This window comes from Falsiruegeria sp. JB4-1 (genome assembly GCF_055693495.1).
Genome location: NZ_JBVFTZ010000001.1, coordinates 177,053 through 198,935 on the forward strand (window position 1 = coordinate 177,053; position 21,883 = coordinate 198,935).

18 protein-coding genes and 3 pseudogenes are annotated in these 21,883 nt (G+C 55.6%); 7 read left to right on the forward strand and 14 right to left on the reverse strand.

All coding sequences use genetic code 11. The features are described from left to right. Window positions 1-17 precede the first annotated feature (17 nt). Complete coding sequence (gene hslU / locus ACZ1HE_RS00920; protein WP_472624289.1) at window positions 18-1,325, reverse strand: ATP-dependent protease ATPase subunit HslU; 1,308 nt, start codon at window positions 1,323-1,325, stop codon at window positions 18-20. Between the two features lie 203 nt (window positions 1,326-1,528). On the opposite strand from hslU, the gene ACZ1HE_RS00925 reads away from it, so the two are divergent. After that, window positions 1,529-1,921: a DM13 domain-containing protein gene (locus ACZ1HE_RS00925; protein WP_472619172.1), complete on the forward strand. Its 393-nt coding sequence runs from the start codon at window positions 1,529-1,531 to the stop codon at window positions 1,919-1,921. Between the two features lie 82 nt (window positions 1,922-2,003). Here the strand turns inward: ACZ1HE_RS00925 and ACZ1HE_RS00930 are convergent, their stop codons facing one another. Further along, window positions 2,004-3,986: an Ig-like domain-containing protein gene (locus tag ACZ1HE_RS00930; protein WP_472619173.1), complete on the reverse strand. Its 1,983-nt coding sequence runs from the start codon at window positions 3,984-3,986 to the stop codon at window positions 2,004-2,006. Between the two features lie 348 nt (window positions 3,987-4,334). Continuing rightward, window positions 4,335-4,893: pseudogene (gene hslV / locus ACZ1HE_RS00935) on the reverse strand (ATP-dependent protease subunit HslV). Between the two features lie 249 nt (window positions 4,894-5,142). On the opposite strand from hslV, the gene ACZ1HE_RS00940 reads away from it, so the two are divergent. After that, complete coding sequence (locus tag ACZ1HE_RS00940) at window positions 5,143-5,337, forward strand: DUF1127 domain-containing protein (RefSeq protein ID WP_472619174.1); 195 nt, start codon at window positions 5,143-5,145, stop codon at window positions 5,335-5,337. A gap of 67 nt (window positions 5,338-5,404) precedes the next feature. On the opposite strand, the gene ACZ1HE_RS00945 is transcribed toward ACZ1HE_RS00940, so the two are convergent. From ACZ1HE_RS00945 to ACZ1HE_RS00985, 9 genes are all read right to left on the reverse strand, one after another. Further along, a complete protein-coding gene (locus ACZ1HE_RS00945) occupies window positions 5,405-5,767 on the reverse strand; it encodes a Lin0512 family protein (RefSeq protein WP_472619175.1) in 363 nt (120 codons plus the stop codon). Then, window positions 5,764-6,114 carry a Lin0512 family protein gene (locus tag ACZ1HE_RS00950; protein WP_472619176.1) on the reverse strand — a complete coding sequence of 117 codons (351 nt, stop codon included), beginning with the start codon at window positions 6,112-6,114 and terminating at the stop codon, window positions 5,764-5,766. Before ACZ1HE_RS00950 ends, ACZ1HE_RS00945 begins: the two co-directional genes overlap by 4 nt. Window positions 6,115-6,279: 165 nt before the next feature. Continuing rightward, window positions 6,280-6,600 (reverse strand): thioredoxin, encoded by a 321-nt coding sequence (trxA, locus tag ACZ1HE_RS00955; RefSeq protein ID WP_472619177.1) that lies wholly within the window; start codon window positions 6,598-6,600, stop codon window positions 6,280-6,282. Between the two features lie 60 nt (window positions 6,601-6,660). Beyond that, window positions 6,661-10,020: a double-strand break repair helicase AddA gene (addA, locus tag ACZ1HE_RS00960; RefSeq protein WP_472619178.1), complete on the reverse strand. Its 3,360-nt coding sequence runs from the start codon at window positions 10,018-10,020 to the stop codon at window positions 6,661-6,663. Next, on the reverse strand, window positions 10,017-12,956 hold the full coding sequence (gene addB, locus ACZ1HE_RS00965) for a double-strand break repair protein AddB (RefSeq protein ID WP_472619179.1): 2,940 nt from the start codon (window positions 12,954-12,956) through the stop codon (window positions 10,017-10,019). The genes addA and addB overlap by 4 nt, the downstream gene beginning before the upstream one ends. Continuing rightward, window positions 12,949-13,635 carry a nucleotidyltransferase family protein gene (locus tag ACZ1HE_RS00970; RefSeq protein ID WP_472619180.1) on the reverse strand — a complete coding sequence of 229 codons (687 nt, stop codon included), beginning with the start codon at window positions 13,633-13,635 and terminating at the stop codon, window positions 12,949-12,951. Before ACZ1HE_RS00970 ends, addB begins: the two co-directional genes overlap by 8 nt. After that, window positions 13,632-14,636, reverse strand: a complete 1,005-nt coding sequence (locus ACZ1HE_RS00975) for an aminoglycoside phosphotransferase family protein (protein ID WP_472619181.1) — start codon at window positions 14,634-14,636, stop codon at window positions 13,632-13,634. Before ACZ1HE_RS00975 ends, ACZ1HE_RS00970 begins: the two co-directional genes overlap by 4 nt. Beyond that, window positions 14,633-15,106: a tRNA (adenosine(37)-N6)-threonylcarbamoyltransferase complex ATPase subunit type 1 TsaE gene (tsaE, locus tag ACZ1HE_RS00980; protein ID WP_472619182.1), complete on the reverse strand. Its 474-nt coding sequence runs from the start codon at window positions 15,104-15,106 to the stop codon at window positions 14,633-14,635. Before tsaE ends, ACZ1HE_RS00975 begins: the two co-directional genes overlap by 4 nt. Before the next feature lie 41 nt (window positions 15,107-15,147). Next, window positions 15,148-15,849, reverse strand: a complete 702-nt coding sequence (locus ACZ1HE_RS00985; RefSeq protein WP_472624291.1) for a hypothetical protein — start codon at window positions 15,847-15,849, stop codon at window positions 15,148-15,150. On the opposite strand from ACZ1HE_RS00985, the gene ACZ1HE_RS00990 reads away from it, so the two are divergent. Then, window positions 15,745-16,008: a hypothetical protein gene (locus ACZ1HE_RS00990; protein ID WP_472624603.1), complete on the forward strand. Its 264-nt coding sequence runs from the start codon at window positions 15,745-15,747 to the stop codon at window positions 16,006-16,008. The two genes, ACZ1HE_RS00985 and ACZ1HE_RS00990, sit on opposite strands and share 105 nt — an antisense overlap. A 715-nt stretch (window positions 16,009-16,723) precedes the next feature. Here the strand turns inward: ACZ1HE_RS00990 and regB are convergent. Beyond that, window positions 16,724-18,122 (reverse strand): annotated as a pseudogene (gene regB, locus ACZ1HE_RS00995) (sensor histidine kinase RegB). Window positions 18,123-18,214: 92 nt separating this feature from the next. Here regB and ACZ1HE_RS01000 point away from each other — a divergent pair. From ACZ1HE_RS01000 to ACZ1HE_RS01010, 3 genes are all read left to right on the forward strand, one after another. Next, window positions 18,215-18,835, forward strand: coding sequence for an SCO family protein (locus ACZ1HE_RS01000; protein ID WP_472619183.1), 621 nt, complete (start codon window positions 18,215-18,217; stop codon window positions 18,833-18,835). A gap of 86 nt (window positions 18,836-18,921) precedes the next feature. Next, entirely contained in the window at window positions 18,922-19,476 is a 555-nt protein-coding gene (locus tag ACZ1HE_RS01005; protein ID WP_085797646.1) for an ActR/PrrA/RegA family redox response regulator transcription factor, read from the forward strand. Window positions 19,477-19,484: 8 nt separating this feature from the next. Next, a complete protein-coding gene (locus ACZ1HE_RS01010) occupies window positions 19,485-20,687 on the forward strand; it encodes a glycosyltransferase 61 family protein (RefSeq protein WP_472619184.1) in 1,203 nt (400 codons plus the stop codon). Here the strand turns inward: ACZ1HE_RS01010 and ACZ1HE_RS01015 are convergent. Further along, window positions 20,675-21,270 (reverse strand): annotated as a pseudogene (locus ACZ1HE_RS01015) (HD domain-containing protein). The gene ACZ1HE_RS01010 and the pseudogene ACZ1HE_RS01015 overlap by 13 nt on opposite strands. Before the next feature lie 204 nt (window positions 21,271-21,474). Here ACZ1HE_RS01015 and ACZ1HE_RS01020 point away from each other — a divergent pair. Beyond that, window positions 21,475-21,789 carry a hypothetical protein gene (locus ACZ1HE_RS01020; protein WP_472619185.1) on the forward strand — a complete coding sequence of 105 codons (315 nt, stop codon included), beginning with the start codon at window positions 21,475-21,477 and terminating at the stop codon, window positions 21,787-21,789. Window positions 21,790-21,883 lie beyond the last annotated feature (94 nt).

Consider the following 21,883-nt stretch of genomic DNA (forward strand, 5'->3'; position numbering starts at 1 on the left):
GGTTTTTGAAGCGGCGTCTAGAGAACGTAGCGGCTGACATCAGTTGATTGTGCCAACGCCCCCACATTTTCTTGCACAAAACCTGCATCCACTGTCACGACATCACCCGATCTGTCAGGCGCTGAAAAGGAGAGTTCTTCGAACACACGTTCCATGATGGTATAAAGGCGGCGCGCGCCAATGTTTTCGACAGATTGATTGACGTCTGCTGCAATCTTCGCAAGCGCTGCAATTCCGTCCTCTGTAAACGAAACAGCGACCTCTTCGGTTCCCATCAAAGCTGTGTATTGCCGCGTAAGCGCGTTTTCTGTTTCGGTCAGGATGCGCACAAAGTCCTCTTCGGTCAGCGCGCGCAGCTCTACGCGGATCGGCAAGCGGCCCTGAAGTTCTGGCAGCAGATCCGACGGCTTGGCGATGTGGAACGCACCGGACGCGATGAACAGGATGTGGTCCGTTTTGACGGGGCCATGTTTGGTCGACACGGTGGTGCCCTCGATCAGCGGCAGTAGATCGCGCTGCACGCCTTCACGGCTGACATCACCGCCACGCGCGTCGGTGCGGGCACAGACTTTGTCGATTTCGTCCAGGAAGACGATGCCGTTCTGTTCGACCGCCTCCAGAGCGATGCGTGTTACCGTTTCATCGTCTAGCAATTTGTCGGCCTCTTCTCCGATCAGCACCTCATAGCTTTCGGAAACCGTCACCTTCTTGCGGGTTGTGCGCCCGCCGAAGGCTTTGCCAAACATGTCGCCCAGGTTCATCATGCCCATGTTACCACCAGGCTGACCTGGGATTTCGAACATCGACATCGGGTTCGAGGTGTCGGCCAACTCCAACTCGATCTCGGTGTCGTCCAATTCGCCCGATTTCAACTTTTTGCGGAACATCTCGCGCGTGGCTTCACGGGCATCGGTGCCGGCAATCGCTTCGATCACACGATCTTCGGCGGCTGTGTGGGCGCGCGCCTTGACGTCTTCACGCATGTACTCACGGGTTTGTGCGATGGCCGCATCGACCAGATCACGCACGATCTGTTCTACATCCCGGCCGACATAGCCGACCTCGGTGAATTTTGTCGCTTCGACCTTGATAAAGGGCGCGCGGGCCAGCTTCGCCAGGCGGCGGCTGATCTCGGTCTTGCCGACGCCGGTGGGGCCAATCATCAGGATATTCTTGGGATAGACCTCATCCCGCAGATCGTCAGACAACTGTTTACGTCGCCAACGGTTGCGCAGCGCCACGGCGACCGCCCGTTTGGCGTCTTTCTGACCGATGATGAAACGGTCTAGTTCAGAAACAATTTCGCGCGGGGTCAGGTCGGTCATGGTCACTCTATCCATTGGGTCACCGGGGAACCTAAGCATGGGCGCGGAAAACACAAGCCGATCACGCGCCGATCACGCCGAAACACGGGTGAAACACGCCTGATCAGGGGCGCGTGAGACCCCCTTACAAACGAGTACAGATTGCTCAAATGTCAGCCCAAGGCAATCAAGCCTATGAATTCCAAGGGAGGTCCCCACTCATGATGAACCGTCGTTCTTTGTTCTTGGCCGCAGCCGCATCTGGCATGGCATTGACCGTTGCAAGCACCGGAGCCGCACTGGCCGGTGGCGCCAAGGGCACGTTTACCGGTCTCAGCAATCACGTGACATCGGGCGCGGTCAAAGTGGTCAAGGATGGTGATCGTTACATCGTCGAGCTGGGTGATGATTTCTCGCTGGACGGCGGCCCTGATCCGCGCGTTGCATTCGGCAAGGATGGTAAATACGACCCCGACACCAAACTGGGCGCGCTGCTGAACCTGGCTGGCAAACAGCAGTACGCTGTACCGCCCACAATGGACGTATCTAAGTACAACGAAGTTTACATTTGGTGTGAGGTTGCAGGTGTGCCTTTGGGTGTTGCAAAGATCAACTAATCTGAATCGCCGAAACCTGATGTTTGAACAAGAAAAGCCGCTGAATGTCAGCGGCTTTTTTAGTTTTCGCAATTACGATGCCTTAGAAACCAAAGACGTCGATTTCGGTTTCGATGGTGATATCGGCCACTCCATCATTATCATCGTCCAAACCGATTGCAATTCGGACAAGACTTTGTTCACCAAGATCGTCCGCCAACCCGGTTACGTTGTTGATGTCGAATTCAAATCCCAGAAGAGTTTCGTTGAAGTCCGCTGGGTCCAAAGCCACAGAGTTCTGAAGAACACCCATATCGTCAAACACAAACAGGTCGGCATCCACGATACTTCCTTCTGGGATTGGGGATCCCAGCAATGCGGCGGAAAGATCCGAAGGATCTGAAACTTGGGTTGTCCCACCTGTGTTATCGATCGCATCAAGGAAATTGATGGCATCAACGTTGCCAATTTCGAATGTCGAGATCTGAGCCATCGCCTGGAGGGGAGCTGCTGCAGCACCGATTTCAGCTTCTGTCTGCGTTACAATCTGGCCAGTGCTGTCACGGACAGTTGGTTGTCCGTCGGACAAGAAGTAAACAACATTGGTTCCTGCACCATTCGTCGTTTCCAGATCATTAAGTGTTTGCGTGGCCTCATTCAGCGCCGCGACATAGTTTGTAAAACCGCCACCACTCAGGTTGTTCAAGGCGAGGTTAATCGCGTCCACGTCTGTACTGCCCACGTCATCTTGCGTGTCCAGCGTGAAAGTTGACGTAGCATCGCCAGTTGCGTCAGGATCAGCTATTGTCGAAAATGGTACAATCGAGATCGTGACACTGCCATCTGCAAACCCGGCAGCGGCGATCTGGGATGTTAGACCCTCTAGCGCATCGATTTCCTGTGCCAAAACGCTGGCGATTGTGCTGCCAGAGGTGTCGACGACATAGACAACGTTGATGTTTGGTTGAATGACGGCTGACAGACCAATGTTCAGTGAGAAGTCACCGCTTCCGTCTTCGGAACCACCCGGACCACTGAGGGTCACCGATACTTCCTGGCCATTTTCAAGTGAGTCTGTTTCGACGCTTTCGGTTTCGGCTGATCCTTCACCTTCAATGGTGAAGGTTACTGTGGCGCTGTCCTCACCACCGTTTCCGTCGCTGATGGTATAGCCAAAGGACTGTTCGACAAACTGACCGTCCGCCAAGAAGTCTAAATAGCCAAAGTCATCGTAAACGATCTGATTTGTTGTTGCATCCACCGCAAGCGATCCGATCACACCGCTGTCGTCGATAGATGTAATCGTTAAATCGTCATCTTCTGGGTCAGAGTCGTTGAAAAGGACATCCAGTGAAACCGGTATAGTGCTTTCCGCTGTGACAAAGTCGTCATCAACTGCTTCTGGCGGGGTGTTTGTTCCCTCAACCGTAATGGTCACAGTGGCTGTGTCGCTATCGCCATTGGCGTCTACAACCGTGTAGATAAATTCGACATCCCGAGATTCACCAAACGACAAGTCGTCAAAATCACTGCCGGGATCGAATTGGAACGTGCCATCAGGGTTGAATGTCAAAGCTCCTTCACCCGGACCGGAAATTACTTCGACCGAGGCAACCAGGTCGGGCACGGAGTCATTATCAAGTACATTTCCGTCAAGAACGGTCCGGTTGTCAGTCGTATCGCTGTCATCCTGAGCATCAACCGGATCATCTCCGGGGGAAGTGATTTCAACCCCGTCGATCACAAGCCGGAAGTGTTCAAACTGTTTGACATTCAGTCCTAAACTATCGAACGAAAACTGGTTGCCATTGGCTTGGCCACTTGGGTTGGTGACGGCAGTAAGATGAGCCAAAAAGGAATCGATTTCGCCTTGTAAAGTGGGCGCAAGCAAAAGCCATTCTTCGGACGTCAGGTTGAGTTCGAGTGTATCGATCCCAGACCCACCTTTGTAGACACCGCCCGCGGAACCTTGGCTAGGGCTGAAAATGACAGTATCGTCTCCGGCTTTTGCGTCGACAAACAGATCAGTCGTTGGGGTAATAATGTCGTCTGAGCGACCAGGCGCACCCTTTGTTTTATTTTTCATCTTAACCTCCTGAAGAAATTTACATTTCACTAGCTACAAAGACCTTTCAAAGCATCAGTTTCCAACGGTCCGGCTTAGAAAAGTACATGAAAACAAGGAATTATGCCGATAGTATCGTAGGGCCGAATCAAAAAACCCGAGCACATCGGCAGGAACAAATCGCGCCCAGTCTACGGAGTAGGCGCAATTTTTCAAGATTCGTAAGTGTTCCTATCAACCCGGGATCACTGTTCAGCGCAGTCGATTCCACGCTGCATCTATCGGAGGTGAGCAGCCGACACGGGATCACAAAGGCCGCATTCGCAGCCAATTCTGCGTCAGATCACGGAGTCCTAGCCTTTCAGAAAGTCAGGAAGAAATTGTTTCAACGGTCAGTTTGCCATTAGTGTAAACGCAGATGTCTGCGGCGATCGCCATGGAATCGCGAGCCACCGCCTCAGCGTCCCTGTCGCTGTCCATCATGCCGCGTGCGGCGGCTAGGGCAAAATTGCCACCTGATCCGATGGCGGCCACATTGTGCTCGGGTTCCAGTACGTCCCCCGCTCCGGTGATAACAAACATATCCTTGCCGTCGGTTACGATTAGCATCGCCTCAAGCTTTTGCAGGTATTTGTCGGTGCGCCAGTCTTTGGCCAATTCGACGCTAGCCCGCGCCAACTGCCCCGGAGTCGCTTCTAGCTTGGTTTCCAAACGCTCCAGCAGGGTAAAGGCATCGGCCGTTGAGCTAAGCGAAACCACAGACCACATCGAACCCGCCCGGCGACAGACGGCGTACCTTGCGCGCGGTGCCCTTGATCACGGTCTGACCCAGGCTCACCTGCCCGTCGCCTGCGATCACGACCTCACCGCCCTTTTTCACGCCGATGATGGTTGTGCCGTGCCAACCGGGGAATTGATCGTCTGCCATGGGTGCCTCCAGCTTGTGAGTTCCGATCTATATGGGCCGCGCAGTCGGCAGAGGCAACGGGGCATCGCACCGGCTGCGGTTTCCATTCCGCACAAAAATGCGGTTCTCGTCTCGATTACTTGCCGCTTTGCTATGCATTGGACGCAAATCGGGGCTGTTGACTCAACAATTGTAGGACTCAGTGGACGGTACTACATGAGGCTCACAACCGACGCAGGGTCGGCTGGTTTCAAACAAAGGAAGCGCATCATGGCAAACGTAGCCACCAACACCGTGCCTTTCGGAGCAGTCGCAACTCTCCGTGTGGTCAACGCATTCGTCTCTGTCAAAGAATCCATCACCGAATGGAACGAGGCCCGCATCACTCGCAAAGCTCTGTCCAACCTGTCGGACGACATGCTGAATGACATCGGCCTGGATCGCTCCGAGATCGCCAAATTCTGATCTCACGCTGTCTTTGACGAAAAAGAGCCGCCCCATCCCTCGGGGGCGGCTTTTTTGTGTCTTACGTTTAGCTTTGTACCCATTTCCCGGCCATATCGGGTACCCAAGCCTCGACTGCCGCGGTGGCAACGATATGTCGCGTTCCGGCTTCGGCGTCTGCAACATCCAAGCCACCCTTGATTGCGCGCACTTCGGCCCGGCCGCGCGGCAAATCCGCCGCCACCAGTTCACAATCGACCGCATCCGGGTCCTGAACCCCGATCGTCACCTGCACCCGCATTTCGGTGTGATCTACACCCAGTTTTGAAAACAGCGTAATCGACGAATGATGCAGTGCGTCTTGAACCGCGCGCCGAGCAGCTTTGGTATAGTCCTGACCATAAAGGTCATTGCCCATACCCATTTCCAGAATGATACGTTTTTCGGTCATTGCGCGGGTTCCATATCAAAGGACACGACAATCGCTGCATTGGCGATGACCGTAGATCCGTCAGCGTGAGGTTTCTCGATGTCCAAACCGCCCTCAACCACCGTTATGCTAGGCTGGCCATAGGGAAAGATGCTCAGCAGCGCGTCCACATCGACTTGATCAGGCTTTTGCACTCCAATCTCGGCGTCAATGATCATCGCCTCTTTTGGAAAATCAAAAAGCTCGGCCATATTGACCGAATTGTGCCACAGCGCGTCTTTCAGCGCACGCAGTGCCGCCTCGGTGTAGTCCTCGCGCCTGAGCGATGTGCCCATGCCGAATTCCACCAGAACCCGTGTTTTGGCCATGTTGTCTCCTGTCTACTGTCTGGCGCCACTTTGCCCGATTTCTAGCGGGGCGAAAGGTCCAAATGGTGCCTCGTGGTGACACCAGAACACCACCCAAGGACCCGCCAAAGAAAAAGGCGCCCCAACAATGGGAGCGCCTTGATCTGGTAAGTCTGACGAACGGGCTTAGATCGAGTCGTTGATCCAGCTTTCCAGGGCCGCTTTGGGGGCAGCGCCAGCGCGGTTTGATACAACCTGACCGTCTTTGAAGATGAACAGCGCGGGAATGCCACGCACGCCCATTGCGGCGGCCGCGTTTGGGTTATTGTCGACGTCGACTTTGGCGATTTTCACCTTGCCGTCGTATTGCGCGGCCAGCTCTTCCAGAGCGGGGCCGATTTGTTTGCACGGACCACACCATTCGGCCCAGAAATCGACCACTACGGGGATGTCCGAGTTTTTGACTTCGGCGTCGAAGGTTGCGTCGGTGACGGCTACGGTGGACATATTCTGTCTCCTGAATGGAATGCGCTTGGGTTCAGAACGTAAGTGCGCTCATAGGGGGCGTCAAGATATCTGGGTGGTTCGCAATGCATCTGTCACAATATCGTGTGGCAGCGGCATCAGCGCCCCGGTTCGTGTCCACAAGATCGCAGTGCGGATTTCATGGGTAGGATAGATCTGCTCCAACGCCTGAGAATAGGCTCCCATCTGCCGCAGCAATCCGCTGGGGCAGCCCTCGGCGATCTCGGGCACAGTGGCATTTGTTTTGAAATCAATGGCCTGAATGTAGGTGTCGGTGATGATCAATCGATCTATGATCCCATGCATCCGCGCCTCGCCCAGCCGGGCGGTGATCGGAACCTCTGCCAGGGTGTCAGGTGCAAAGACATGCGCCAGATGATCCGCGCCTAGAACGCGCTGGGCTTCGGTGAACACGTCTTCGAACTCTGCGCTCGTCAGATCGGGCAGCATTTGCGCGCCAACCTGACGCCAGGCGCTGGAATCGATTCCCGGTAGGTGCTCGAGCAGCGTATGGATTCTGCTGCCTCGCTCCTTGGCGGCCTCCTCATCCAGACCCATGTCGCCAGCCAAGGCCTTGGCCCCGCCAAGATCGGATGGGCTGAGTGTGGCGCGTGCCGGAGTGGGTGTGGGCGCGCGTGTTCGGAACAAATCGGGCAGGGTAACAGGCTCGCGTTTGGCTGCCGGTTCTTCCTGCAAAGGCAGACCGGACCAATCACCGTGCTGCAGCCGCTGGATCGCAGTGCCGGGGATCGCCTCGGCACCTGAGGTTCGCATAGCGCCCTCGACCATCTGGTACCAGCTGTCGCCACTTTTGCCCAAGTCACCAGCTGCAGCCACGATCAGCCACTTCTCGGCCCGCGTCAGCGCCACGTAAAGCAAACGAAGGCGCTCGTTCATCTGCCGGGCCTGTGCCTCGGCACGGGCCTGTGCGATTGCACCAGGCGAAACATCGCGCGAAACTTTCCACAACGGCATGTCGCCCGCCAACATGATCTCGTCATCGGTCGGGGCCCTCCGCGCACCGGTGTCGGGCAGGATCACGATAGGCGATTCCAAACCCTTGGAACCGTGCACCGTCATCACCCGGATCATGTCGCCGACGCCGCCCATCTGACGCTTGATCTCCAGGTCATCGGTTTGCATCCAGACCAAAAAACCGGTGAGGCTGGGAATATCCGTCCGTTCATAGGCCAGCGCCTGACTGAGCAGGGCATTGATCCCATCCTCGGCCTCAGCCCCCAGACGACCCAGCAGTTTCTGACGCCCGCCATGCCGGGTCAGGATGCGTTCGATCAGGTCATAGGGGCGCAGGAAATCGGTCATGCTGCGCAGGTCATTCAGCACTGCCATGGTGCCGGGGAAGTCTTCGGCGCGGGTGCGGAGAGCAGGCCACAGGAATTTGTCTGTCCGCCGATGCGCCAAGTCAAAGAGTTGTTGCTCACTCCACCCAAAGAGCGGGGATTTCAGCACGGTGGCTAGTGACAGGTCATCCTCGGGCGTGGCGAGAAAGCTGAGCAGGGCCGCTAGGTCCTTGACCGCCAGCTCGGCACCCACCTTAAGCCGGTCGGCCCCGGCAATCGGCAATCCGGCCGCTTTGCACGCGCGAATGATTTCGGCAAAGAGGTCGGATCGACGCTGAACCAGGATCATGAAATCTCCTGGCCGGACCCGACGACTTACGAATTCGCCTGATTCAAAACCGTCTTCAGGGATCGTCTCGCCCTCATCAATCATCCGTTTGATGGCGCGGGCGATCTGTTCCGCCAGGATTACGGTATGGTGCTGTGCGCTGGGCCGGTCGACGGGGTCGGTCCAGGGGCGGTCATCCTCGTCATCGACCTTTTCGACCACGGGCCACAGATCGACACGGCCGGGCAGAGAGGCCTTGAACGCCTTATGCTTGGCCTCGACGTGAAAACCTGCCTCAGTTTTGCCGTCGAACACCAGATCGACCAATCCGAGCACGGCTGCAGACGAGCGAAACGAGTATTCCAGCGTCAAAGCTACCAAGTTAGAGCCGCTTTCTGATAGTCTGTGACCAAAATCCTGTTGCATCCGGTCGAATGCCTCGGGGTCTGCGCCCTGGAAAGAATAGATCGACTGTTTCTTGTCACCGACTACAAAGATCGTGCGTTCGACATCGGACCGAGCGCCTTCGCCACTGGTGAACTCCTGCGCCAGTTTTTCGATCACGTCCCATTGCGCGGGGCTGGTGTCTTGGGCCTCATCCACCAGAATGTGATCGATCCCGCCGTCCAGCCGATAGAGCACCCAAGCTGCCACTGATGGATCATTCAGCAACTGCCGGGCTTTCAGGATCAGATCGTCAAAGTCGAGCCAGCCCCGCAATTGCTTGCGACGCTCGTATTCCGGTAGGAACACACGGGCAAAGCAGTGCAGCGCTAGAGATTTGCGGGCAGCGATCAAAGCCAGCCGTTGTTCGCGCGCATCCTCGACCCGACGCATCAACGCATCTAGTTGGGGCATGTATCCGGCCATCGCACCCTCGCGCAGAGCTTTGGTTGGGAAGCCATTTACTTTGGCGCTGAACGGTTCCTTGGCCGATGCGCCGGTCAGCAGCACGCTTTCAAGAATGGATAAAGAGTTGAGAGTTCGTTCGGTGAACCCGGCCAGTTTGGTGGCGGCTTTGGCGTTATTCCCGCCACTATCTGCCAGAAGGGGGCGGATGGCCGCGATCAATTCCAGCTCACCACCCAGATAAACCCGATCCAGTAGTGTCTGTTCGTCGAAATCGGCGGGTAGGTCAAAACAGGCCATCAATTCGGGCCAATCAACGGTTCCGGCAAAGGCGTCACGTTTCCCGGTGATTGCCTGGGTCAGGCTGTCAAAGCCGGTGTCGGTGACGAAACGTGCGATTTCATCGACCAGATTCGCCTGATCACCTTCAGCCAGAGCCTCGACAATCTCTTCGCGCAGCAGGGCGGCGGCGCGGTCTTCCATCTCGGAAAACTGCGGGCTAACCCGGGCCTCGAGCGGGAAGCGTCGCAAAAGCGAGGCACAGAACGAGTGGATCGTCTGGATCTTGAGGCCACCGGGGGTTTCGATCGCGCGAGCAAAGAGTGTTCGCGCATGAGCCAGGCGAGCGGGGTCGATCGTTCCATCAACACCCAGGTCATTCAGCTGATTGTACAGTTGGTCATCCGGGAGCATCGCCCATTCGCCCAAGCGTTTGAAAAGACGGTTCTGCATCTCGGACGCTGCGGCCTTGGTATAGGTCAGACACAGGATATGCTGTGGCTGCACATCGCTGAGCAACAAACGTGCCACTCGGTCGGTCAGAACGCGGGTTTTTCCGGACCCTGCGTTGGCCGACAGCCAGGTGGACGCATCGGGACGGGCTGCTATAACCTGCTTTTCAGTGGCCTCATTGCGCGCGTTCATGTCAAATCCTCGGGCGTGGCTTCGGTCGTGCGATCCCATTCGCCAAAGCGGGCCAGATGGTCATAATCGCCGACATCCGCGTCACGGTGCAGCATCCGGCGGGCAGTATAGCCTTGCTTAGGGTCGAAATACGCCTCGATCAACTCGCGCAGTTCAGCCCAGACTTTGGCGGGCGGTTCCTTGTCTAGCGGGGCCGACACCTCTTTGAACGAGCCTCCAACACCAATGAAAACGGCGCCCGCGACCTGCATCGGGTCCATCCCTTCAAACCCGCCTTCCTCGGCCATCGCGGCCTCGATCAGCAGCTGTTTGTCGAACTTCGATTGTTGCGCCGGGGTGGGCGGTGCGCCGGTTTTGTAGTCATAGATGTAAAGATCGCCGCTTTCGTTCTGATCAATCCGGTCGGCACGGCCGTTCAATTCGAAATCCAGCGGATCAAGGCGCTGTTTCAGCTTTGCCTCAAAGGCAATCGGGCTTGCCAGCGTGCGCCTTTGCTGTTCGCTGATCAGGAACGCATCGGCAATGCGATCGATCCGGGCCAGCCAGAGTTTGCGCGCAGTCGGCCAAGCCACAAGCTCGTCCAGCAGGTTACTGGCCTGATGCAAGAACGCTTCGCGCGTCAGGGTATCGGGATTTTCCATCGTGCCAGCAATGAATTTCTCAAGCACCTCGTGCACCACGACCCCTCGCAGCAGTGCATCGGGTGCCTGCACCAGCGGGTCGAGCCGCTTCAGGCGCAGCACATGCTTGGCATAAATCGCGTAAGGATCGCGGATCAGGCGTTTGATTTCGGTCACCGACATGCGGCGGGGACGTGCGGCGACGGGGGGACGGGGTGAGGGACGTGTGGCTGCGGGGATTGTGGGTGCGTCTTCCAGCGCGTCGCTCCGATCCAGCCAGAGCTGTCCCCGCGCCTTCATCTCTTTCAGCACTTCGGGTCCGCCTTGTTCCGGCAGGCCGCTGAGCAGGTTGGTCAGGCGATTCACCCAGCGTGACGCAACGGTTTCGGCGTCATCCGAACGTGTGGCGCGGGTCAGCCATACTTCTTGGGCGCAGACCGCTTGTTGGAAATCATGCGCAGACAGGCCGATCCGTCGTTCCGGTAGTAACAGTCCGGCGGCGTCTCGCATTTGACGGTTGAGCCAAGGGTCGGGCTTGGCGGCCTCGGGCCAGCTACCCTCGTTGAGGCCGCCCAAGATTAACAGATCAGCGCCATGAACGCGCGCCTCGAGCGTGCCCCAGATCATGATGTGATCGTGCGGGACATCGCGGTCGCGGATTTCTTCGTCTGCAAGAAGGGCACCGATCAGATCGGCAAAATCGCGGGCGGTCATGCGGCCGCCATGCTCAACCTCGGCTTCGAGCTTGCGGAACATGTCATGCGCCTTTTGGCCGTTGTTCTTGTCCCACAGGTTGCTGTCATTGTCCTGCGCGCTGCCGACCGAGATCGCTTCGGCCAAGGTGCGCAGCCGTCCCACCCATTGGGTAAGCGACAATTCTCCGCCGACTTGCTGGTCGACGAAACAGTTGCCTAGCCAATTCAACCACTCGGCCGGAATCTCGGTTTTTGCATTCAGACGACGCGCGGCAAACGCCTCAAACCCTTCGATATCAGGGAATGGCGGGCCATGGCGGCGCAAATCCAGTTCCAGATCGCGGGTCTGGCGCAGATGTTCACCACGCGCACCGCCCATGTGGCAGAGCGGGTGTTTCAGAAGCGTCAACAGCGCCTCGCCGTCCAAACGATGCACAAACAGCCCCGCGACATGACGCAGGAAGCGGCCCGGAGGCGACAGTTGCAGTGGCAGACCGGCGCTGTCGTCCGGGATGATCGACCAGCGGTCAAGCGCGGCGCTGACCTGACGGGTCAGCATCCGGTCGGGTGTGATCAGGGCGGCGGTCTGCCCGTCTTCGGCGGCTTGTCGCAGGCGTAAAGCAATGGCCAAAGCCTCGGATCGGGGCGAGGGGGCCTCGACCAATGTGATGCCCTTTGTGGCCTCGGGCAGGTCGGTCAATTGGGCGCCTTCGGACATCCAAGCGTCAGTGACGGGGGCAGGGCGCAACGCGAGTGAAACAAGCTGGTTGCGCGCGGGTGATGGGGCTTTGGAGTCGGTCCAGGGTTGGATGTCGCCGGATGAGAGGTCCATCGAACGCATCAATTTGCGGAACCGATATTGCGGGTGATCCTCGGACAGCAGCGCATCGTCAAGGCCAGACCAGACAGACGCGGGCTGCGCAAAATCGTAACCGGGTAGGATCAGCGCGCCTTGGGGCAGGCGGGCGATTGCCTCCATCAGCATCAACGTGGTTCCTCGTGATCCAGTCGAACCCGCCAGGATGATAGGGTGTTGGGGTGGCTTGGCTTCCCATCGCGCGATCAAGTTTTCTACGACTTTGCGTTGACGAGCCTGCACATCCAATTCGTCCGCGCCGATAAACTGATCGGCGATGGCAATGAATTTTTGGGTTCGGTGCCAATGGCCTGATTGGTCGCTGACATCCAGATCGTGGATGGCCTTTGGTGACACGCCCTCGCCCTGCATCTCGTCGATCAGATCGGCCAGGCTATCGGATAAATCATAAAGCGAGGATCGAGCCGCCAGATCCGGTTGCTGATCCAACAGGCGTGACACCAGCTGCGTCAGCTGAAGCCGCCGACGCAGTGGTGGAATAGCGGGGGGCAAGCGTGACAAATCCTGCGTCTCGCCCAGATCCGTGATCAGCGAGATTTGCGGCAACAAACACGGCGGTCCTGCGTCAAACAGCTCGCGAACACGGCGTGCCATACGGCGGGTGTTGACCACCAGTTGCACCCGCGCCAACGCTTCGGGTGGATGGGCCTTGGCGCGCGCGTGCAATCCTTGGACCAGAGCCTCGGGGAAATCGACGCCCGGAGCTTCGGCGAAGACGCGTGGCTGTGCGCTGGGCTCAAACATCGTGGATCAGGCTTTCGGCTAGGGCGATGCCGCCCGGATGCCCCACATCACACCAGCGGCCCGGATAGCTTAGTCCGAACAGGCGGCCTTGTTCGTGCATCTTGTCCCACAGCACGTTCAGGGAAAAGACACGCTGATCGATGCCCTCCAACAGGTCCGTTTTCAGGATCTGGATGCCGCCATAAGTGAGCGTGCCTCCACGGGACAACTTGCCTTGCGCATTGAGCGCAAAGTCGCCGCCTCCGGAATGACCCAGGGTTTGGGACACAGGCACGCACATCAGCAGCGCATCCATGGCGTCGGGGTCCCAGGCCTGTAGCAACTGTTTGACCGGATTTGGGCCGCTCCAGATCGCATCCGTGTTCATGGTGATGACCGGCCCTTTGCCCAACAAAGGCAAGGCCGCTTTTAAACCGCCGCCCGTTTCCAGGATATCAGGCAATTCCCATGACAATAGTATTCCGCTGGGAGTCAAATGATCCGCCAACATCTGAGGTTTGTAGTGAAGGTTGGCAACCAGATGCTCGATTCCTGCGTCCCGAGCCAGCTCAATCGTGTGATCAATCAGTGGTTTTCCCGCCACGGAAATCAACGGCTTTGGCCGATCTCTTGTCAGTTCCTTCATGCGGGTACCGAAACCAGCAGCGAACAGCATTGCGGCATTTGGATCTTGGCTCATTGATGTTTCAGCTTTAGCAAATTAGCGGGCGTCGGTTCAGGAAGAGAACCGAGTATCAGCTCGGAAATCGAAGCAAGCGCCGGATGATTCAAGCCACGAACAAGATGCTCCCACGTCGGAGGCATCAAATCCACATAGTGTGGCTTACCTCGCTCAATGGCCAATCGTGCAAAGACGCCAAGGATGCGTAGGTTTCTCTGAACACTCAAAACAGCGTAAGCTGTGCGAAAGGCGTGTTCGTCAATACTCGTGGCTTTGAGATAGCGGTTGATCATTGTGAGTTCGATTCCTGCTGGGACCGTGCGCCTGATATCTTGAAGCAATGACATCAAATCATAGGCTGGGTGACCCAACATGGCGTCCTGAAAATCCAGCAACCCCACCCGGGCCAGGCCTGAACGCTGTTCGAGCCACAATAGGTTCTCTGCATGATAGTCCCGCAAGACTACTACCTTGGGCCCGCCTGTTGTTCGAACCAGGATATCCTCAAAAAGTTCAATGAAACGCTGATGAGCCCCGGGTTTATTTTCACCAGTAATACCAGAAGCGTAAAAGGAAAAAGCCAAAGCAGAGCGTTCTGCCATCATACTGGGACTGTAACTATCCACGTCCAGAACAGGGGATTGGTGCAAATGAACCAAAACGTCTGTTGCAGCTTCGTAGAGGGGCCGTTCTAGGTCTGGTTGACTTGGGATAACCCGGGCAAAAAGACCATCTCCCAGATCTTCAAGTAACAAGAATCCAAAATCTTCATCACAGGACAGAATTTTCGGCGCGCTCAGGCCAATACCGTGCAAATATTCGGCGACGCGAACAAACGGACGTACATCTTCCCCGGTTTCAGGGTCAGCATCCATCAGCACGGCTTGCTCTCCTGTCGCCGAACTGGTCAACCGGAAATAAGTTCGATTGGAGGCATCGCCAGCAAGCGGCGTCAGCTTCGCGCCCGCCCAATTTGTTCTCGCAATCATCGCTTCACAGACGACGGTTCGGTTGGTCATTTAAATACCTCCTGAAACTTGTCCCACTTGGGATCGTCCCACTGGACAGTCAGGGTTCTACTGTCCTCATTTTTGGGTTCTGTCTCGAATAACAAACTCAGGGCATTGGATGGTTTCAGGTCACCAAGGTTGTCTGGCCACTCTACAAGGCAGATCGATGTCTCGAACGCCTCCAGTAGCCCCAGTTCCTCTATTTCGTTGACCGATGTCACGCGGTAAAGATCTGAGTGCCAGATTTCACCCAGTTTGGTGTCATAGATCTGGACGAGTGTGAAAGTCGGTGAGGGGATATCCTCAGGGGTATTCAACACCGATTGTATGAGATTTCGAGCAAAGAATGTCTTGCCGCTGCCGATTGTGCCAGACAGCAAAATGCAGTCGCCCGGGACAAGCTTGGGCGCCAGAATCTGCGCCAGAACGGCGGTCTTTTCTGGTGATGGTAGGACAATGGATTGAGGTGGCTGGATCATGTCGCCACAATGGCGGTGGCGGCGACGACCTGCAAGAATGTTCAGTCGTGTGCGTCAATCATTTCCTCGGCCTGTTTATTAGAATGCACTACCGAAAACCGGATCATCGTGCCGCCATTCAAAATTGGGCTGATCACGCATTTCAAATCAGGACCTGAACGCATCTGAACTGTCTCGTTCCACTCGGATCGATGATCGCGGTTGCTGACAAAATCCCGGATCTCGCCCCAGGTTGGAGTGGCTGTGCAATTGTCCTGCCAGACTCGTGTGGCATCCAAAATGGTCACCATCGCAAAACTTGCCTCTGGGTCAACGTCCCAAAGTTTGCGATAGGCAACATTGGAGAATGACATTGCTCCGTCCGAGGAAAAAACAGCAATTGCTTCTGAGAGTTGATCCAGAATTGATTGCCCCAGTTCCAACTCGGACCGAAATCGCCGCGTCAGTGTGATTTCTGCAGTGATGTCTTCAAACAGGAAAGCAACTGCTCCGTCGGGGTGAGGGCGCCCGCTCACTGAATAAACCGACCCGGATGGGAGTGTCCACGTTTCCTGATACCGACCGTCGGCGGCAGCTTCGACAAGGTCATTCATCTGTTGTCGCCAGCTGCGATAGTTTTTGGGTTCTGGCATCATGGTTTGATTTCGCAATCGATCAAAGAAATTCATAATGCTGGGTCGCCCGCTCAGAAAATCGGCTGGCAGGGCAGTAAGATCTATCAGCGCTGGGTTAAACAGTGCCAATTGCCGGTTGCGGTCAAAAATTGCCAGACCAATCGACAGTTGCGCGAACGTCTTGGCCAAAGTCTGGACAAAGTTGCGCTGGGCGATTTCGGCGTCAACAACCGCGTTGATATCGGTAGCGAAGCAAAGCCTGCTTTCACCTTGGTCAACGACCGTTAAATCAAACCAGAGCTTCTGCTGGCTCGTGTCGTGTGTAACTGAAATACGGCTTTTGTTTCCCTTTGGACCAAGAGTGCTCGGGATGTCGAACAGTGGCGAGTGGTCAGCCGACCCCTTGCCACGAATTTTGTGCAGTACTTTAGCGTAGGCTTCATTGTACCAACAAATTGAACCGCTGCTGTTCAAGCACCAAACTGGGTAAGGGGCGTTGTCGGTGGCCGCCCGAACAGGGTCCGTTGAAGTCAAGTTAGCCTCTGAACACTCCTTCTGCCGAAGTTGCACACGAGTGATGCCGTCAATCCACTCGCAGTGGACATCTGTTTGTGCACCAGAATGCACAGGGGGAATCAATATCTGTCCCGTCTCTTTGATCACATCAGGTGAATCCGGGAAAGTCGGGTACCGGTCAGCCAGATACCGCTTTAACCCTCCCCAGTCAGAGATACCGTCGACAGCTTCGCTAGGAGAAGTCGACATGCCCATCAATTCGTTTCCATCAAACAGAAAAACAGGGTCGTTTCTTAACTGTGGCAAGGGTCGCTTTTGGCTGGTTTGCTTCGGCAGCAACCAGATCAGCGTCATGGCAGCAGTTACCAGGCAAACTGCAGTGACCATAAGCAATTCGGACATAAACCATCGTCCCCGTATTGTCCCAAAGTGTTTAGGACAGGGTGATGCAAAAAGGTTAACGGTGGTTTAAGCAATTTGCAGTTGCCTAAATTCGAAACCGCTCGTTAAAGCCCATGGGGATGGCGTTTTCTCCTGTTTGGGCATCGATCTGAATACGTGGCCAACTGACCTGAACAATCGCGCCACGTTGCTCAGGCAAACTGGTTAGCGTCTGATACGGGTCAGAACCGTTGGCGAAGCTCAACGAGGCACCGCTGCGTTCCAGCAGGGTCTTTGCGATGAACAGTCCGAGGCCCATCCCTTCGTATTCCGGTCGCGATTTCTTTTCCGTTTCCGAACGTCGCCTGCGTACAAAGGGATCACCGATCCGGCCGATCATCTGCGGTGAGTATCCACGACCATCGTCGGCAATCCGTACAATAATGGTTTCCTGCGTCCATTCGGATTCAACCCAAACGTTGGACCGTGAGAAATCAACCGCGTTCTGAATCAAGTTGCGGAGACCGTGAATGATCTCGGGTTTGCGCAAAATGGCTAAACTGTTGAAAATCGCCGCCCTCGCCAGGGCCTTCTTGGAAATGAACCGCTTTGCCGCGCTCCATATGGGGTTCTGCCGCCTCGTGTAGTACCGTGCTGAGCGGAGCTTGTCGCAAATGCAGGTCATCTTTGCCTGCGCGCCCCATATCGCGCAGAATATCTCGACATCGGTCTGCCTGCTCGCGAATTAGGGCGGCGTCTTCGCGCAAGTCCTGGCGATCATCGAGTTCCTCGATCAATTCGGCGCTGGCAAGTTTGATCGTTGCAAGTGGCGTGCCCAACTCATGAGCCGCCGCGGCAACAACCCCGCCCAGGTCGGTTAGTTTCTGCTCGCGAGCCAAGGCCATTTGTGTGGCAGACAGGGCCTCGGACATCGAAACAACCTCGTCGCTGATGCGATAGGAATAAGCACCCAAAAAGACGATGGCGATAATTATGGCGATCCAATTACCAAACACAAAAATGTCAGGAACCCGCATAACAAACCCCATGTCCGTGCGGAGAGGCAGATGAAACTGTGCGAGTAGCGTCACCAATACAATAGCTGTGCTTCCGATGATCAGAGTGGACCGTAGTCCCATTACATTGGCTGAGATCGTTACTGGTCCCAACAAGAGCAGCGCAAAGGGGTTATGCAGTCCGCCAGTCAGGTACAACAGAAATGCCAGTTGCAATAGATCGAACAAAACCATCAGGAAATTTTCAAACTCTGACAGTCGCTTATTCTCGGGGAAGACAAAGATTGCCGCCAGATTGCCCACGACCGAGACACCGATGGCCAGATAGCACAGGCCCAGTTCCAGCTGCAGATCATACATCCGTTGGGCCACGGTGATCGCAGCAATCTGGCCGACGATGGCCACCCATCGCAGAACGATCAGTGTCCGCAGGCGGATCCAGCTACTGCGCTGTTGCCCGCGCCAAAGGCCCATGTTGGATTCCGTCATCGGTCGATTATGTCCTGTTGCAACGGCTGGATATCTTGATAGGTGTCCGCGCCGAAACGATCAATATCTCCTGTGTCACAAGGTTTTCTGCCATGACCCGTATGTATGCCATTCTTGCCGCCGTTGTTCTTGCCGTCATCCTTGGGGGTGTCTGGCTGTTGACCTTGGGTGGTCGGTCCGGTGATCAGTTTGCGCAATGCCGCTCGACTCAGATTGCAGGTGGAGCAGGGGCGATCGGCGGCCCGTTCGAGTTAGTGAACTCCAAAGGAGAGACCGTTAGCGACAAGGAGGTCATCACCGAGCCGACGCTGGTTTACTTCGGCTATACCTTTTGCCCGGACGTTTGCCCGTTGGACGTAACGCGCAACGCCGAAGCTGTGGATGTTCTGGCAGAGCGTGGGCAGAGCGTGACACCTGTCTTTATTTCAATTGATCCCGACCGCGACACGCCTGAAGTTGTGGGTGATTATGCATTTAACCTGCATGAAAAGATGATCGGTCTTACGGGTTCCGCGGAGCAGGTCAAGGTGGCGAGCCAAGCCTACAAGACCTACTACAAAGCCCACGACAAAAGCGACGAATACTACCTCGTCGATCATTCAACCTTTACCTATCTGGTGCTACCCGAGGTAGGATTTGTCGAGTTTTTTAAGCGAGACGAGACCCCTGAGAGCATGGCCGACAAGGTGGGCTGTTTCCTGGATGCGGTTTAATCAGGCATGTGTGTTTGACCTTTCCACAGGTCAGGGTCATATTCAGCCTAGGCAAGACATAACAAGACCAACGGAAAGTTCAGAGCATGGCAGATACCCAGCAGCTTGAAATCGGACCGGACAAATCACTGTTGTTGGTGGACGATGACGAACCGTTTCTGCGCCGCCTTGCCAAAGCCATGGAAAAACGCGGGTTCGAGATTGAAACCGCTTCGTCCGTTGCAGCTGGCAGTGCCATTGCAACCGCGCGCCCGCCAGCCTACGCAGTGGTTGACCTGAGGCTCGAGGATGGCAATGGCCTGGATGTTGTAGAAGTCCTGCGTGAGAAACGCCCCGATAGCCGAGTGGTCGTTCTGACCGGCTATGGCGCGATTGCGACCGCAGTGGCCGCCGTAAAAATTGGCGCAACGGACTACCTTTCAAAGCCAGCAGACGCCACTGACATTACCAATGCCCTGTTGGCGCAGCCGGACGAACTACCACCTCCGCCTGAGAACCCGATGAGCGCAGACCGTGTTCGTTGGGAGCATATCCAGCGGGTTTATGAGTTGTGCGACCGCAATGTCAGTGAAACGGCCCGTCGTCTAAATATGCACCGCCGCACGCTACAACGCATTCTGGCAAAACGCAGCCCACGGTAACTTTTTCTATGCCCGTTGAAGAGCTGGATCCAAATGACCCAAACGTCCAGCCTTTGCCCGAAGGTGGATGGTCTGAAAGGATCGTGACGCTGACGGGGTGTGTTGTCGTTCCTCCTGAAGAGAGCGCTTTTGTTCAATCGGCGGGCATTCTGACCAACGATGGGGAGTATTGCCCAGAAGGCGCGCTTTGGCGAAAGTTCCGGCCGTTAACCACCAAGCCCGATACGCCAAAAGAAGTTGCGTCAAGTTTATCGGGTCGTTGGCTTTGGGGCGGAGTTTTGTGGGCCCATTTTGGTCATTTTCTGGTGGAAAGCTCATCAAGACTCTGGGCGCTCGACGTTATCCGGGAACAGCTGGATGGCGTGCTTTTCATTCCGAAACGTCCAGCTGTTGGTGATGCAGTACGTGGTTTTCAGCGTGACTTTATTGATTTGATCGCACCCGACATTCCGATCAAGGTCGTCACAGAGCCTAGCCAAATTGAACAGCTTGTCGTCCCCGGACAGGGTTTTGGATTGGGAAAAATTACCCAAGGTACACCAAAGTTTCGAGACGCCATTCACAATCGTTTTGCGAAAGATGTTAAAGCGGAAGGTCCGGATAAAATCTATATCTCTCGCTCGGCCCTTGGAATTAGCAAAGGTGGTTTGCTTGGCGAAGAGCGGCTGGAAGAGTTGTTGGAGGAAGAAGGGTACGAGATTTTTCATCCGCAACAACATGACCTCAAAACTCAGTTGGCCCGATACAAGGCGGCCAGCCACGTCGTGGCCGCGGACGGGTCGGCTTTGCATCTGTATGCCATGGTTGGAAAGCCGCATCAAAAAGTGGCGATGATCCTTCGTCGAAAAGCAGGTGCAAACAATCTGCTTGCGTCCAATGTTGCACATTTTACAGAGTCAACCCCGTTAATCATCGACGCACTTCACACCGAATGGGTGCTGTCCCAAAAGGGTAAATCCAATCGCCAGTCGTTCGGAGAACTCAATCACAAGCTCATTGGGCGTGGATTGGCGCAAGGTGGTTTTGTCCGAGCTGACTTGGAATGGGAACCCATGACAGGTCGGCAACGCCAGATGTTATTCAAACAAAAAGGTTTGGGAGACTCGGGAGACTTCGTCGAATCCCCTGAATACGCAAAACGCCGAATACGCCGTGCACGGCAGGAACGACGCTTGCGGCGGGCTGCACGAGATGCGGCTCAATCCAGTTGAGACATCAGCTTGGTGTGACGGTTCGTGAAATCCACGCGTACCTCAACAGGTGGGCGAAGCTGAATTCTAAGACCTTCAGTCAAGGTGCGATCAGGACGTCCAAAAAATTTGCTGGCTTCAGCTTCTGAAAACCCCGCGATTTGCGTGGCTTCCATCCAGGCGCTGATCCGATCGGCTTTTTTGATTTGACGCTTCACAGTTGCGGGAATTGTTGCTGGCAGGCCGAAACGAATGTGAATGGCTGCTGTCAACCGATCATCCAACTCACCATAGCCAGGGCCTACAGCTGCCTTAACCGGAGAGATCATATCTCCGATTACATATTCTGGAGCATCGTGAAGCAGCGCCGCAAGTTGCCATTTGATCGGCGCCTTGGGGAAATTCGCCTAAAAAGCTCTTCAACCAATAAGGAGTGCTCGGCGACGGAATATGCAAATTTTCCAATTGTTTGACCATTCCAACGCGCAACAAACGCCAGCCCGTGGGCAATATCTTCGATTTCGATATCAACCGGGGTTGGATCGAGAAGATCCAGCCTGCGACCCGATAACATTCGTTGCCATGCTCTTGGTTGTGTTGCCATTGCGCCACGCCCCCGCTTCACTGCCTTTTTTTGCCACAATTCAGGCGCAGCCTGATCTTGTCTGATCACATGCTGCCAACTTTTAGTTGAGGTCCCGTGTTTTGTAATGGGACGGCATGATCACGATATCAAGTGCTGAGGGGGTGGGCAATCTCCTCCCGGCGCGCCCCCTCGGACTGAAACCTTTATCGAAAGGAGCTTGCTATGTTCAAGCGTCTGTTGGGATTTGCCCTTACTTTTGGCATGGCCGCTACGGCCCCACCTGCTTTTGCCGCGACATGCGGAGTGCGAGATACCGTTGTTGAGCAACTGGCTGACAAGTATTCGGAATCACTTACGGTTGGTGGATTGCAGAAGGTGAACGGCGCACAATCCGTCATGGAAATCTGGTCATCCAGCGAAACAGGTACCTATACCGTGCTGTTGACCCATGCCAACGGAACCAGCTGCATTATCGCTGCAGGAACCGATTTTTTTCAGGCTGTGCCCAAAGTCACGGTCGATGGTACGAGCAGTTGAGCTGAATTCAGCCAGATTGCAGGTATTCCAACCTGAAATGGAGTTCTCTGGTCCCGGCCTTTCCGGCTTGATGGGTCATACACGTTGCCACTTT